This window comes from Burkholderia sp. WP9 (assembly GCF_900104795.1).
Taxonomy (GTDB): domain Bacteria; phylum Pseudomonadota; class Gammaproteobacteria; order Burkholderiales; family Burkholderiaceae; genus Paraburkholderia.
Map to the genome: position 1 here is coordinate 1,822,035 of NZ_FNTG01000002.1, position 15,136 is coordinate 1,837,170.

Consider the following 15,136-nt stretch of genomic DNA (forward strand, 5'->3'; position numbering starts at 1 on the left):
ATTCGCCGCCTGATCAAAACAACTCCAGCTCGCCGCTGGTTTCTTCGAGCGCGCCAGTGTCGGCGATGAAGTCGATCGGCGCATGCGCACACACGCATACCGTCGCGGCGAGCCGCACGGTACCATTCAGCGTGACCGAATACGACGACAGCAGACCCGGCTTCAATTCATGCAGATGCGGCAGGCAACGCGCGTTCAGCACGTAAGGCGTCGACATGCCGAGGTCTGGAAAGTAGCGCAACAACGCCTGATTCATCGCCCCGCAACACAGATTGCAGATTTCCAGAAAGACCTCCTGGAAGGGCCGCTCGTCGGCGGTGTCTTTCAGGTAGTAGGCTCGAGTGCTGTCGTCTTCGTCGAAACGAAGGATCAGCAGCAGCCTGAACACGATCGACGAAATGGTCAGCACGACCACTTGCGAGTCTTTGGATGCGCCAAGGCCGGCCTCGGCAAGCGGCGCAATCTCGCACAGATCGCCGGCATCCAGCGGCAAGCGCACTTCGGCCGCCTGGCGGAAAATGCGCTCGAAGCTGTCCCTGGCGTGGGCCGAAATCACACCGCCACCTCGTGCAGCTTAGAATGAAACTGATTGGCCAGCGACTCGACGCTGGCGAGCGACGCCGCGATCATCTTGCCGCCGGCCTGAATGTCCTGAAACGTCGACGTCGTGGTCAAGTCATTGCGATGCAGGCTGTCGCGATAGCTTTTCGACAACTCTTCGGAACGCGCGGCGAGGGAGCGAACTTCGCTCGCCACCACCGCGAAGCCGCGGCCCGCCGGACCCGCTCGCGCCGCTTCGATCGACGCGTTCAGCGACACGATCACCACGTGCCGCACAATCGAGGACAGCTCCTGATTCTTCGCGTGCATGTCGTGGTTTTGCGTCATGAGCGAAATCATCTGTTCGTGCCAGCGCTCGAATGTCGCGCCGAGACTCTTCAGGCGCTCGGCCTCGCCGGCGATCTGCCGGGCCTGATGCGCCAACTGGTCTTTGTCCTCGGTGGCCGCTTTCAGCGCGTCACGCAGTTCGTCGGCGCGAGCCGATTGGAGCGCAAGTTCCTCGCGTAGCTGCGTGGTCAGCGAATGCAATGCCTGCTCAGCCTGCTCACGCTCGCGAATGGCGCCGCCATGCTGGGCCTGCCCGGCTTCGAGCGTGTCGATCCGCGTTTGCGCTTCGGCGCGCAACTGTGCCGTCAGCTTCGCGCTGTGCAGCTTGTGGGCGGCAAATGCCAGCAGCGCGGTCACCGCGCTGCCTGCTGCCGCCGCCAATACATACTGTTGAATCACAACCGTTCCTTCGAATTCCGTCGCGCCGTACGCCGATGCGGCGTTCAGTCCGCCATCGCGGCGAGTTGCAGCGCGCCGGCTTCGCCGCGTGCTTCCACACCGAGCGTATCGACGGCGACGCTATCCGGCAGGCAAACAATCGTCTGGAACTGACGGAACGCCGCGCCCTTCTGATCGTCGGTAAAGCGCAGCTCGATGCTGCCGTTCGCACGCTTGAGGAAATCGCGCACGGCGTCCATGCCGACTCCACGGCCCGATAATTCCGTGACCGTTTCCGCAGTCGAGAAGCCCGGCCGGAAAATGAAATCGGCGATCGCTTCATCGCTCAGCGTGTCGTTGCTACCAATCCAGCCGCGTTCCATTGCGATACCGCGAATGCGATGGAGCGCGAGGCCGCGGCCGTCATCGCTCAGCGTGATCTGCAACGCGCCGCTGTCCACACCCACTTCAATGTGGATCGTGCCGGCCGGCTTCTTGCCGTGCTCGCTGCGTGTCTCTGCGGTTTCGATGCCGTGATCCATCGAGTTGCGCAACAGATGCATGAACACATTGTTCAACGTGCCGCCGGCCTCGCCACGCAGACGGTAACCGTTGTCGTCGATATGCACGTTCGGCGCGGGCTTGCCCAACTCGCTCGCAAGCGACGGCAGCGAGTCCAGCACGCCGGATAGCGCGTCGCGCACGCTTTCGCTGCCTAGTGCACGCAGCGTGCGGCGCAGCGCTTCGCGCATGGACTGAAGTTCGTGCAGTTCGCCGGCGTCGGTCTGCTCCAGCATGCTCAGCGTGTGCTGGATATGCTCTTTCGCGACCATCACGTAGTGAGCCGAGTTGCCCGCGTCGTTAATCTGGCCTTTGCCCTTGCGGCCAAGGCTCTGTTCGTTGATTTTCGCGTAGCTCTCGATCGCTTCGCGCACGCGCGTCAGTTCGCGCATCAGATGCTCCTGATCCCACGAGCGGCCCGCGTCCGGCTGGCGCAGCTCGTGATAGCTCTGTTCCGTTTCGTGAACGACGTTGGTCAGATGCTGCAGGTTATAAGTGCGGGCATTACCCTTGATGGTGTGCATATTGCGGAACAACTCGGCAATCGCCGCGTGATCCGCCGCCGAATGCTTGCGAATGATCCGCTCGTTCTCGCTGATAAAGCCGGCCGAACTCTCGATGAAATGGTGGAACTTCTCTTCACTGACCGCGAGAATTTCGCCGATCATGTCGAGTCGGCGGCGCTGCTCGCTGGCCTCAGCGGCCAGCTTGCGCAATTCGGTGACGTCGCGCACGCAGAGCATCAGGCGCACGATCACGTCGTTTTCATCGGTGATCGCCGACCAGCTCAGGTCGAGAATCTTCACGCGGCCATCGGGCATGCGTCGGGAAATCTCGCCGACCAGCAGATGCTGATTGAACGCGAAGTTGATGCAGTCTTCGCCGAGGCAGGCATGCGCGGCCGCATCGACTTGCGAAAGCGCGTCCGAACCGAGGTCCGTGTCGGCAAAGACGAGATCCATCAAACCGCGCCCGGCAATGTCCTTCGTTTCGAAGATGTCTTCCAGATAGGCCGAGTACTCCGCGTGGATCACGGCGCCGTCGATCACCGTCAGAATGCCCTGCTGCATGTTCTGCAACATCGCCTGAATGTCCGCGGTTTTCTGCTTGAGTTGCGCCGAACTCTCCTGAATCTTCTCGATCATGCCGTTGAAGGCGACGATCGAATGGCCGATTTCATCGAGCCGGCCTACCGGCACGCGCCGCGTGAAATCCTGGCTGGAGGCGATCTCGCTCATCATGGCCTGCATGCGGCTGAGCGGGCGCGTGATCTGACGGTAGAGCAGCGAGCCGATCGAAGTCAGCAGAATGATCGCTATACCCGTGACCGCCGCGATCGCTGTGGTGGTCGTGGCGAGTGTGGCGTTCAGCGCGGTAATCGCCTCGTCTTTCTCGCGATTCTTCTCGACGCGCAAGGTCTCGACGATTCCTTCGAGTTCGTCGCGATACTGCGCGACATTGGCGAACAGATAGGCCTGCGCGAGTTCGTTCTTGCCGTCGGCCTTCATTTTGGCCGTCTCGGCGATCGCGGAGAAATAGTTCTCGAGACTGTCTTTAGCTTGCGAAACAAGGCCCTTCTGGGCGTGGCTCGCGGCATCTTTATCCTGCAACGCGAGCGCCTGTTGCAACGAAGCGCGCTTCTTTTTCAGTTCGTCCTGAGCTTGGGCGACCATGTTGGCGTCGGGCGCGTAGACCAGTGTCATCGTGGCGAGTTGCACGTCTTTGACTTGCGACACGAGGTCGGCGGAAGCGAGCGCGCTCGGAACGACGCCTTCGGTTACCTTGCGCACCTCGGCCGCGCTGCCGCGCGTCTGGTAGACAGCGTAGCCGCCAATCGCCGATAAGGCGACGAACATCAGAACAACCAATAGCGTGATGCGATGACGAATAGTCATGTGAACCCCCCGGGGTCTGGCCTTCGCGTCAGCCCTCAATGGGAGCAGCGCGTTTTATGCGAAATATGGTCTGACTTGCAGCGCTGCGGAGTATTGCCCACGCATGTTACTAAGCGATGACTACAGACTTTTAAACCGCATTTAACGCGTCAAATATAATTCTCAAGTTTTCGGATAAAGCGCCGTTAACAAGCGGCTTTTTCATTTGCGTTTTTGTCACCGCTGCAAAAGTCCGAGCGTTCAAAGCGTCAGCGAATCGAAGGCAGATGCTTGGACGCTTCGCGCAGACTGAGCGGTGAAATAAGGTCGCGTGAAGCCGACAGAAAGCCGATCACCGCGTCGGGCGCGTGCCACGCGTAATCTCGCAAGGCCCAGCCGATCGCTTTGCGGATAAAGAAGTCGCTTTCCGCGGCCAGCGCACGCGCGTACCCGAACAGACGATCTTCGTCGGTATGCTCGCGCCAGCCGAGTTGATGAATCATCGCAATGCGCCGCACCCATAGTGATTCGTGCTGAAGCGCCGCGTCCATGACGGCCTGCGCCTGTGGCGTCTCGACCCGCGCCGCTTTCAGCACGTCGCCGACTACGCCCGCGAGCGGATCGACCGAATCCCACCACGAAGCTTGCTGCGCGATAGTCAGCAGATGCGCGATGTCGTTGATCCCCAGCGCCTTCCATTTACGCGCCAGCAGATCCGTCGCGACATACTGGAATTCGCGCGCCGGAAGGGTCCACAAAACGTGCGCACACGCCAGCAGATGATCGGTGTTCTCCACCTGCAGCCGCTTGAAAACCGGCAATACCGCTTGCCGCCGCTGCGGCGTCGGCACGCCGATGAATTCGAACTGGTGGCGCATGTACGCGCGCATCGCGAGCGCGCGCTCCGCGTCGGCGTGCGGCGCGAGCGCCGCCTGAATGTCCCTCGCGAAAGCGTCAGGCGTCATTGAGGAAAGCGCTCCACGTGCACTTCGCCGCGCCGACCGAAATACTGCACCTGGCGTCCCGCGATCCAGACGAAATAACCGATGCATCCCGCAGCCATGGTTCGGCTCACGAACTCCGCGTACTTGACCGCGCCGCTTTGCGCGCCGCGCACGGCCTGGTTGACCGCGTCGGCGTCGAAGGCATTCGCAATCGCGATGTCCGGTAGCGGCAATACGATTGCGTGCGTCTCGCCGCCGGGCGCATAGTACGTATGCTCGCCGCGACGGTAATCGGTGAAGTACGATTCGACGCCGGCCTCACCGAGCGCGCGCACCACCGAGGCGAAATCGATCGTGCCTTCGTGCGAGCGCTTCGCACAGTCTTCAGCCACGAGGCGGCTGGCTTCATTGAACTTCGCGGACATGTCTATCTCCAGCAGGGAGAGCGTTTACTCGATGGGAACCGCCTTCAGGCCGTGGACGGCGACCACGTTTTTCATTGCGTCGACGATCGCCGTTTTTACACCAGCGGGCAGGTGGCCGAAGAACTCTTCGTCGTTCTGATCGGCCAGTCGCGCGAGTTCAGGCACGAGTTTTAGTCCTTCCGTACTCAGTGCAACGACGTGATTGCGGCGGTCTTCTTCGACCGTCTCGCGTTCGAGCAGTGCCTTGGCTTCGATCCGCGTGAGCAGCTTCGACACCGCACCCTTGCTCATGCCGGTGCGTGCCGCGAGCGCCGTGGCAGATGTCGGGCCCGAGTCGTAGATCTCGCGCAGCAATACCCATTCGGACACAGTCACGCCGTGGGCTTCGACCTTCATCTGGAAGCCATGCGACACGTGATTCGACACGAAGCGCAGCCAGTAACCGACATGCGCTTCAAGTCCGCTAACAGGTTTCTTTCGAGCCGGCGCGCGGGTGCTGTTCTTTTGACGAGGACCTTGCATGGGGTAACGCCATCTCCAGGAGCATTGACGGCATATTAGTTTCCTAGGAAACCAATGTCAATATTCGCGGATACCGAGGTTGGCGAAGGCCTGTCATTGCACTCCCGAATTCCCTCACCTTCGGGGTTGAAGTGCGCGGACAGGTTGCCATATTCTCACCTCGACGCATCCCGAATCTTCTCACCTATCGGTTGGCGATCTAGCGACCTGCCGCCGGGCCGCCTTGCTCGCAGTCAGCGCGTATGATCGCAACTCCCTGGAAATCCTCACCTTTTCTTAGGTGCGGATCCGGTGCGCCGGTTGCTCACCTCCTGGAATCACTCACCTTTCAACGCGATCTCCTGGAACTCCTCACCTTGACGCAAGTTTGCGGAGCGTTGAGGTGCTGATCTGCTCCTGGAACGACTCACCTTTGAGCGGATTCGAACGGCCTCCTGGAAAGCTTCACCATTGATGAAACTGAACAGGATGCGCTTGCGGCAATGTACTAACTACGCCGGCAGCGTCTCTTCCAGCCGCAAGCGTGCGTCTTCCCGAAACCGAAGGTCGTTCCAGACATCGTCGCTAATTTTGAAACCGCTCGAGACTGGACCGAGACTCTCATACGACTCGTGATCCGTCGTCGGATCGACCGTCGCGCGCCACACAGGCTTACCGCCTATCGTTCGCACTTCCAGCTGGTTCTTACCGATTGGGACTGCGTAAAAGCCATCCCGGAAGAGCCATGCGGCATTTTCCGACTTCAGCAACGAGATGGTCATACCCAGTCCGCCGGTTGAACGTGCAAGGTTCGCGTAGTCAAGAAAGTTGAAACCGTTGAATGGATCAAACAATCTTTCCGTCACGAAATGAGTCGCACCAGGCGGCAACAGGGAATCCGGGTTTTGATTGAACGCATACAGCTGTTCGGGCGTGCCGGTCGTGCTATGCAGATAGGAGTTTTTGTTGACGGCGAGCGGTGTGACCTCAGCGCCGCGCTGATCCGTCAGTTTCCACCGTGACCGGTCTCCGGCATCGTAGTCTGTCAGAAACGGCGTAGCCCAGCTAAGGCCCACAGTCAGGTATTTCAGATTCTCTTCATGAACGAGATGGAACGGATTGCTTCCAGCGAGGCGAAAAACACCATTCAGGTTGCGCGGATCCTTGGGGATCGTGCCGACCGAGAGCGAATCATCACTTTCTACACTCAGGACCTTACTGTAGTTATTCGCAAAGTGGAAACGACCGTCCTCGCCCATGACGAATTGCGTAGTGCTGTTGGGTCGATTGGAGGCGTAAGTCTTGTTGTAGACCCAAACGTTCTTGCCTGCGTCGGCATACAGGATGTACGGATAGTCGCCGCCATACGCCTGCAAGGTCATCGGCCCCAGATAGTCTTTCCCGGCTGACTGCCGGGCCGCCAACTGATGGACTTGCAAACGGGTATTGAGATAGAACTCGGCCTGCGCCAGATTAGGCTCTTGCCTCGGGGCCGAAAACCGCTTGTATTCGGGTTCATTCCAGGCGGCGCTATCGATCGGAAATCGGGCAAGCTGAGGTTGCGCTCCCGCAGTCCACGTCCGCCTGTACACGTCCCAACGGAAGGCAGGATTTTCGTGGTAGTGCCATAAGTGCCCTTGTTTCACGTCCTTCGTCTCCCACCAACCCAATATCTGCGTGTTGTCGATGTGGCCCATGGCGGCAAATTCATGGTTTTCCGCGCCGAGAGTATGTGCGCCGAGGCTCGCGTTCACATTGACCATGTTAGGGGACGGCGCGATAGCATAGATATACCCGTTCTCCGATTGATGGCGCTGGCGGTCGATGGCAACCCCCGATGTTTCGAACGTCCCGAGATAGCCGCCACTGTCTGTTTCCCCCTCGTGGGAGGCAATGTCGAAATTGTGCAGGGACAAATTGACATCGCGCAGCGGTGTAATTGCAGCGTCGAACCCGCCTCTCTTCGCGACTTCGGCCGGTTTGTCCGTTGATGGGCGAAGTAGCACCCACGGATCGGCGGTCAATGTCGAGTCGGTTGAACGTTTGAATTCCAAGCGCTTGTCCACATAAGTCTGGATCGAAGGACGACTGTCCGGCGGTGCGGTTGGCAGGTCCAGGCGCGGGGTGACGAGCTGAACGGTTGGCGCTGACCACGCTCTTCGTTCTGCGTTGTCCAGACTGATGTCTGCTCTGCGCACGCCGGCAGCCGCGAAATCGGCTTCACGGGCGAACCATGCCGTCGTAGCGCCAATGACTCCGCCTTCGGCGCTGTATCCCCCGTCATAGACGCCACCTATTGCAGCCGACAAATCGTCAAAGTTGTTATACGTATAGGCACCGAAGTTAGGATCGTAAAGCTCGTAGTGATCGCGCGAAACATCCGGACTGTGGTTGAGCCGCTGTACGACGACCGGCCGGCTAGGCTCTCGTCTCGACGTTCCTCCCGCTTCAGCGCTTAACGAAAGATCGATAACCGCGAAGTCGTTGCGCAGAGCCACGGGGCCGCTGTCGCTGTTATACGCTTCGGCGAAGTGTGTTCTCAGTTCACTCAGGAGATCGTCTGCTGTCGTGACGCGATGCATGCCGCTGTGCCGGATGTAGTTCGCCAGAACGCTGGTAGAGGCCGACTGGAAATGGTCGTGAACGTAATTCGAACTGTTGATGAACCGCTGACGTGCATCTGGATCGTTCCGCAAGCTGCGTAGGCTTCCGATGAAAATGCCGAGCGATTGTGCTCTCCCGTCGGCAACGGCCCGTAACGCGGAGGTTGCCAGGCTTTCGTCTGGGCTGCGCAAGCCGGAACGCGCCGCACCGCCCGGAAAAAGCGTATCGAGTGATAGGGCATTCGAAGAGGCTGCATGTCGCTGGTAGATGAGGTTTTCACATTCGGGGATGGGCGGCCCCTTACCGGCAGCTCCCGGTCGCGGGCCGAGGACTGGCGTAGGCGTTCGATTTTCAGACGGTGTCGTCGAATACACCTGCAGTTTGAACGGCGTGACTCGATAGTCGCCTTCCAGCTCGTCGAAAGAGGAGCGCGTCCTGAAGGCGGTTGCCATGAAGCGGTTCAACGCTTGCTCTGTATTACCCCAGTTTGCATATTCGAATGCGCCATTGTTGGGATCGAAAATCGTATAGCGATTGCCGACTCCTCTCTGGATGAGAATGGCGTGCCCATAGTCCCTTCTATCCGTTGGCGACTCCAGACTCAGCTGGACGTACGCGATATCGTTGGGATGGCGCAGCAAATTCTGTGTCTGGTGATTGAATAAATCGATGCGGTAATTGCGGTCTCTAACGCCGGCGAACGTAATGGGTGGCTGCGGCGCATAGCGGCTTAGGCCAAGTTTGGCGCCACCGGTCTGGAAGTTTGTGATGCGACCGAACATCTCCCTTCGCGAGACGGCGTTACGGGTGTCCGCGCGCATGGCTCGCACCGCAGAGATGAGCGTCGATTCACGCTGACCGGGCAATCCGGGTGTCGTCGGCTGATCGCTCGTGCCGCGATCGAGCCGGCGGATGGCTTCCCGGACCATGCCATCACATAGGCCGCCGCTCGCCTGATTTCGACTTTCTTTATATTCGGGCTGCGCGAAGCCTTCGGAGGCAATGCTGCCTTCCTTCAATGCGTCGCCGCCAAGATCCCTGATGCATTTGCTGAGAACCGGGCCGCGTTTGACCCGCGGGCCGCCGTCGTCGTTTGGGACTGCGAGATTGGGTGCGGCAGGCGCGGCGCGCCCCGCGCGGTAGCCGTTTCTGGCTTCGTCAGTCCCAATTGAGCGCGCACTGCCGGTGAACCATGTCCTCGCATCGTGAAAGGCTGACGCTTGCTGCCGAGCGTGGCGATTCATGCGGTGTTTCGTCATGAGGTCCGCTCGAGGAACGTCGCCAGCGCAATAGTCCGGCCGCGCATTGCGAGGCCCGCCTGGACTTTTCGAGGAGGGCTGCGGATGGCTACCTGTGTTACGTGGCTTTTCCTGCAAGGATTTGCAGGCATTGGCGACTGCGGCATTTGCGCTCGCGGGCTGGGTAGCCGGTTGCGTGCTGCTATGTCGAGTAGCGTCCTGCTCCTCGTTCGGAAGCTCGCAGCAGCGACAGGGGACGCAATTCGGGCTTGAACCGGAGACGCGCATGATTGATGCTCCAGGAGGTGGAATACCAAACGGGCTATCTCGCGGAATACGAGAACCCTGCGGCTGATCGTAGCAACGACGGTTTCCACCTTGTGGTACGCGGATATGGCGTACCGCGTTCATCGTGGCCGTCTGAAGCATCGACTGTCAGGGTGGCTCTGCCTGTGTCGTGGTGAACTCACCTGCTGGTGTTTCTCGCCTTTTTGCTGGCGATCTCCTGGAACGTCTCACCTTTGCCGGATTGACAAAGGCTTATTCCGGCGTGCTTTGTTCGGCGATTTTCCGGATTGCCCAAAGGTGTGGTCGCTCGTTATTTGTCCAGGTGACGTTCCGTGTCAGAACTTCACCTTCAACTGAAACCCGATCGTAAACGGAAGATTGTCCGACGGGATGGGCGGAATCACAATGAAGTTCGCGCCCACGCGCTTGTATTCGAGCATGACGATCGGTGCGACGACCGGTCCGATCGTATGATCGCGGCCCAAACCCCAATTGCCATAGTTATAGCCCGAGATGATCCCGCCGATCGCCGCGATCCGCACGATGCCCCAATGCGCGAACTCCGGCGCCCACACACCGCCGCCATAATAAGAAGGCCGGCGCAGCGAATTGCGAAAGCCGCCGGCAGTCAACGCCCATTGATTATTGAGCCAGCATTCGACACCGAGGCCCGGATTGAACTGTTCGAAATGGGTGTTCGGGTCAGGGTTGATGTGATACGAACCCAGCATGGCATCGACCCACACGCCACCCTCGCACCAGTTGCCCGCATGTGCGGCGGACGCCGCGGCAAGGCTCGCTACAAGCGCAATGGCCGCGCGTCGGATGTTCTTCTTGATCTGCCGAAAATGCATGTCCTCTCCGCCACCGGTCGAGCGCCGGCGTCATCTGTGTTCTGGGTAGGGTTGCTTGCCGTCCGTCGCGCACTGTACCTCAACCCTTCAGCACGATGTTGAGGACACGCTCGGACGCCCGGGCACGAGACGTGCCCGTTAGCGCAGACGCAACCATAGCCGAGAACCGATGTCGGAGCGGTGAACGCGCATTGGGCGTTCGCCTGTCGGGTCAAAGACCGAGATCGGACAGACCCGGGTGATCGTCAGGACGGCGGCCAAGCGGCCAATGAAAAAGACGGTCCGCTTCGCGGATCGGCATATCGTTGATGCTGGCATGACGGCGGGCCATCAGTCCATGCTCGTTGAACTCCCAGTTCTCATTACCGTACGAACGGAACCAGTTGTTCGAATCGTCGTGCCATTCATAGGCAAAGCGCACGGCAATGCGGTTATCGGTAAACGCCCACAGTTCCTTGATCAACCGGTAGTCGAGTTCCCTCGCCCATTTGCGGCGCAGTAAAGCGACAATCTCCGCGCGGCCATGCGTGAACTCCGCGCGGTTGCGCCAAACGCTGTCCTGCGTGTAGACGAGCGACACACGCTCAGGATCGCGGGTGTTCCAGCCGTCTTCCGCGCCGCGCACTTTCTGGATCGCGGTTTCACGTGTGAACGGTGGCAGCGGCGGGCGGGTTTCGATCGGGTCGGCCATGATGGTTCCTCAGTCAGGTTGCGGTTCGCCGGGATGGCGGTCGTTTGCTTGGCGGTGTAACTGGCTCGCTCGCACATTGCGCGTCGAGCAGGACTTCGGCTGCAGCTTGTGCGTCGAGCGCCGCGTCGGGCTCGCCGCTTACCAGCGCGACGGCGATTGCGCCGTCGAGCAGGATCAACCATTGACGCGACAGGCGCGCGACGCGGCGGGCGTCCATGCCCGACTCCGCCGCGAATTCGTCGCATTCGGTTCGCACGAACGCCAGCAGGCGTTCTTTGTGATGGCGCGCGACGATCCGGATCGGGTCCTCCGCGGAGGCGATTTCACCGGACGCATTCAAGAATGCGCAACCGTGAAAATTCTCCGATGCAAACCATTCACGCAGCACCTCGAACATGCCGAGCAGGCGTTTGCGTGCCGTCTTGCCGTGCCGCTGCGTGCCGGTGATAAACCAGTTCATCCAGCGTTCGTCGCGCCGGTCGAGCGCGGCCGCCACGAGCGCGTCTTTCGATTCGAAATGCGTGTAAAAGCTTTTACGCGCCGTACCGGACTGTTTGACGATCGCGTCCACGCCGGTGGCATGAATCCCGCCGGCGTAGATCAACGCTTCAGCCGCATCCAGCAGCCGCTCGCGCGCACTGCCGGGCGAGATTGATTCAGTGTGAGTGTCAGTAGCCATGAACGAAGGGTAGAACGATCATTCTCCTTCGTCAAGACTTTTGTGTTTTTGCGGCGTGAGCGCGCGAACTGCTATCGTGAGCGGGATCGGTCAACGGGAACGAACTTCATGAGCACACTGAGTCTGCGCGCCGCGTTCGTGCGCGCGTTGCTGAGCGCAACGTTGTTAACGGCAATGGCCTGCACGCCTGTGCAAGTACTCACGCATTCGGTCAGCCAGAACGAAGCGCGTGTGCCGCCCGGCCGTTATGAAATCGATCCGGATCACTGCAGCATTACCTTCGACATCGATCACTTCAAGTATTCACGCTTTACGGCGCGGTTCGATCGCAAGAAGGGGGAGCTCGACTGGAACGAAGGCGGTCTGGACAAGAGCACGACGTCGGTCACGATCGACGCCGCGAGCATCGATACGAATGTGCCTCTGCTCGACAAAATGGTGAAGAGCGCCAGCTTGCTCGACGTGGAGCGCTATCCGGAGATCCGTTTCGTCAGCACGCGTTTTGAGCGCACCGGCGAATCGCGCGGCACGTTGACCGGTGATCTGACAATTCACGGCGTCACGCAAACAGTCACGCTCGACGTCACCTTCAACGGTTTTGCGCCGGATCCGCTCACGAAAAAAGACACGCTCGGTTTTTCCGCCGAGGGCCATTTCAGCCGCGCCAAGTTCGGTCTGGCGACATGGTATCCGGCTGTCGGCGACGATGTTCACGTGCGCATTCAGGCCGAATTCGTTAAAACGCCCGCAGGCGGGTGAGCGCGGTGCGGGCGTTGGGCGGGACGTTTTTGCTGCTAGCAGCGATTGCGCGCTGACGCGTGTCGGCGTACTAACTCACGCGGCAGTCCAATCGAGAATCACCTTGCCGCTCTCACCTGAGAGCATCGTGGCGAACGCTTCCCGATAGTCGTCGACCTTGAAATGGTGCGTGAGGATCGGCGAGAGATCCAGACCGCTTTGCAGCATGGCGACCATCTTGTACCAGGTCTCGAACATCTCGCGCCCATAAATGCCCTTGATTTCGAGGCCTTTAAAGATCACCTGAGTCCAGTCGATCGCGGTCTGCGCGGGCGGAATGCCGAGCAGCGCGATCTTGCCGCCGTGGTTCATCGCTTCGAGCATGCCGGTAAACGCGCTAGGCACACCGGACATTTCCAGCCCGACGTCGAAACCTTCCGTCATGTGCAGGTCCGCCATCACGTCGCGCAACGATTCGCGCGAAACGTTGACTGCACGCGTCGCGCCCATCTTGCGCGCGAGTTCGAGGCGATAATCGTTGACGTCGGTAATCACGACATTGCGCGCGCCGACATGTTTGGCGATCGCCACCGCCATGATTCCAATGGGTCCGGCGCCGGTAATCAACACATCTTCGCCGACCAGATTGAACGACAGAGCTGTGTGCGTAGCATTGCCGAACGGATCGAAAATGGCGGCGAGGTCGTCGGAAATCTCGGGCGGAATCTTGAACGCGTTGAAAGCCGGAATCACCAGATACTCGGCGAACGCGCCTTCACGATTCACGCCCACGCCCACCGTATTGCGGCACAAATGTCGGCGGCCTGCTCGACAATTACGGCAGAAGCCACACGTGATATGTCCTTCGCCCGACACGCGATCGCCAATCGCAAAGCCGCGCACTTCCTGGCCCATCTCGACGATTTCACCGACATATTCGTGGCCGACATGCATCGGCACAGGAATCGTTTTCTGCGCCCAGTCGTCCCACTTCCAGATGTGAATGTCCGTGCCGCAAATCGCAGTGCGCGTGATGCGGATCATCACGTCGTTATGGCCGACTTCGGGTTTCTCGACGCCCGTGAGCGTGAGGCCCGGAGCGCGTTCGAGTTTTGCCAATGCTTTCATGTGCGCCTCCGTATCAGATCACACCGAGTTCACGGCCGACGCGCGCGAATGCATCCACCGCCCGGTCGATCTGCTCGCGCGTATGCGCGGCGCTCATCTGCGTGCGAATGCGCGCGCGGCCTTTCGGCACCACCGGGAACGAGAAGCCGATCACGTAGACGCCTTCCTTCAGAAGTGCATCGGCCATTTTCGAAGCCAGTTGCGCGTCGCCGAGCATGACCGGAATGATCGGATGTTCGCCGGGCACGAGCGTGAAGCCGAGCGCGCTCATCTTGCCGCGGAAGTGGGCGCCGTTTTCGCGCACGCGTGCGCGCAGTTGCGCGCCTTCCTCGCTGGCCAGCAGTTCGAGCACCTTGAGCGATGCGGCGGCAATGCTCGGCGTCAGCGTGTTCGAAAACAGATAAGGACGTGAGCGCTGCCGGAGCAACTCGACGATCTCTTTGCGCGCGGCTACATAGCCGCCCGAAGCGCCGCCCAATGCCTTGCCCAGCGTACCGGTGATGATATCGACGCGCGACAGCACGCCGCAATGTTCCGGCGTGCCCCGTCCGTGTTCACCGACAAAACCCACCGCGTGCGAGTCGTCGACCATCACGAGCGCGCCGTAACGGTCGGCCAGATCGCAGATGCCGGCGAGGTCGGCGATGATGCCGTCCATGGAGAACACGCCGTCGGTGGCGATCAGCTTGAAGCGCGCGCCAGCAGCGTCCGCTTCGATCAGTTTCGCTTCGAGATCGGCAAGATCGTTGTTCTTGTAGCGAAAGCGCTTCGCCTTGGAAAGCCGCACACCGTCGATGATGCTCGCGTGATTCAGTTCGTCGCTGATGATCGCGTCGTTTTCGTCGAGCAAGGTTTCGAACAGGCCGCCATTCGCATCGAAGCAACTGGAGTAAAGAATGCAGTCGTCGGTTTGCAGAAACGCGGCAAGCGCTTTTTCCAGATCCTTGTGCACGGTTTGCGTGCCGCAAATGAAGCGCACCGACGCCATGCCGAAGCCGTCGGTATCCAAACCTTGCTTGGCGGCGTCGATCAATCGTGCGTCGTCGGCGAGGCCCAGATAGTTGTTCGCGCAGAAGTTCAGCACGGACGTGCCGTTGGCAAGACGGATGTCAGCCGATTGCGGGCTGGCAATCACGCGCTCGTTCTTGTAAAAACCGTCAGCGCGAATCTGCTCGAGGGTGTCGCGCAAATGGGCGAGGTAAAGGTCACGCATGAACCAGACTCCTGAAATGGGTGAAAGCGCCCGTGTCAGCGTGTTCGGCATGTGCGACCACGGAGCGGCCTGTTATAGTCGGCTGTCAGTTTTATCGGATATTTTCGTTTTTCCGAACTAAAATCCGGTATG

At 59.9% G+C, this 15,136-nt stretch carries 13 protein-coding genes; 1 reads left to right on the forward strand and 12 read right to left on the reverse strand.

What is annotated here, in order from left to right; all coding sequences use genetic code 11:
* Window positions 1-13 precede the first annotated feature (13 nt).
* The 10 genes from BLW71_RS29275 to BLW71_RS29320 form a co-directional block, all read right to left on the reverse strand.
* Window positions 14-556 (reverse strand): hypothetical protein, encoded by a 543-nt coding sequence (locus BLW71_RS29275; protein WP_091805279.1) that lies wholly within the window; start codon window positions 554-556, stop codon window positions 14-16.
* Window positions 553-1,287: a methyl-accepting chemotaxis protein gene (locus BLW71_RS29280; RefSeq protein ID WP_091805282.1), complete on the reverse strand. Its 735-nt coding sequence runs from the start codon at window positions 1,285-1,287 to the stop codon at window positions 553-555. Before BLW71_RS29280 ends, BLW71_RS29275 begins: the two co-directional genes overlap by 4 nt.
* Window positions 1,288-1,331: 44 nt before the next feature.
* The gene (locus BLW71_RS29285) at window positions 1,332-3,722 is read right to left on the reverse strand and encodes a HAMP domain-containing protein (protein WP_091805284.1); all 2,391 of its coding nucleotides are present in this window, start codon (window positions 3,720-3,722) and stop codon (window positions 1,332-1,334) included.
* A 248-nt stretch (window positions 3,723-3,970) separates the two neighbouring features.
* Entirely contained in the window at window positions 3,971-4,666 is a 696-nt protein-coding gene (locus BLW71_RS29290; protein WP_091805286.1) for a DNA alkylation repair protein, read from the reverse strand.
* Entirely contained in the window at window positions 4,663-5,070 is a 408-nt protein-coding gene (locus BLW71_RS29295; RefSeq protein WP_091805289.1) for a DUF1398 domain-containing protein, read from the reverse strand. The genes BLW71_RS29290 and BLW71_RS29295 overlap by 4 nt, the downstream gene beginning before the upstream one ends.
* A gap of 24 nt (window positions 5,071-5,094) precedes the next feature.
* Window positions 5,095-5,592 (reverse strand): MarR family winged helix-turn-helix transcriptional regulator, encoded by a 498-nt coding sequence (locus BLW71_RS29300; protein ID WP_091805292.1) that lies wholly within the window; start codon window positions 5,590-5,592, stop codon window positions 5,095-5,097.
* Window positions 5,593-6,083: 491 nt separating this feature from the next.
* Window positions 6,084-9,434, reverse strand: a complete 3,351-nt coding sequence (locus BLW71_RS29305; protein WP_177205138.1) for an enterotoxin A family protein — start codon at window positions 9,432-9,434, stop codon at window positions 6,084-6,086.
* A 602-nt stretch (window positions 9,435-10,036) separates the two neighbouring features.
* The gene (locus BLW71_RS29310; protein ID WP_091805298.1) at window positions 10,037-10,555 is read right to left on the reverse strand and encodes a hypothetical protein; all 519 of its coding nucleotides are present in this window, start codon (window positions 10,553-10,555) and stop codon (window positions 10,037-10,039) included.
* Window positions 10,556-10,766: 211 nt separating this feature from the next.
* Window positions 10,767-11,246, reverse strand: coding sequence for a nuclear transport factor 2 family protein (locus BLW71_RS29315; protein WP_091805301.1), 480 nt, complete (start codon window positions 11,244-11,246; stop codon window positions 10,767-10,769).
* A 13-nt stretch (window positions 11,247-11,259) separates the two neighbouring features.
* Window positions 11,260-11,925 carry a TetR/AcrR family transcriptional regulator gene (locus tag BLW71_RS29320; RefSeq protein ID WP_091805305.1) on the reverse strand — a complete coding sequence of 222 codons (666 nt, stop codon included), beginning with the start codon at window positions 11,923-11,925 and terminating at the stop codon, window positions 11,260-11,262.
* Between the two features lie 108 nt (window positions 11,926-12,033).
* Between BLW71_RS29320 and BLW71_RS29325 the strand changes: the two genes are divergently transcribed.
* A complete protein-coding gene (locus BLW71_RS29325; RefSeq protein WP_091805309.1) occupies window positions 12,034-12,684 on the forward strand; it encodes a YceI family protein in 651 nt (216 codons plus the stop codon).
* A 75-nt stretch (window positions 12,685-12,759) separates the two neighbouring features.
* Here BLW71_RS29325 and tdh read toward each other — a convergent pair whose 3' ends face one another.
* On the reverse strand, window positions 12,760-13,791 hold the full coding sequence (gene tdh / locus BLW71_RS29330) for an L-threonine 3-dehydrogenase (protein ID WP_091805312.1): 1,032 nt from the start codon (window positions 13,789-13,791) through the stop codon (window positions 12,760-12,762).
* 13 nt (window positions 13,792-13,804) lie between these two features.
* Entirely contained in the window at window positions 13,805-15,004 is a 1,200-nt protein-coding gene (locus tag BLW71_RS29335; protein ID WP_091805315.1) for a glycine C-acetyltransferase, read from the reverse strand.
* Between the last annotated feature and the right edge of the window lie 132 nt (window positions 15,005-15,136).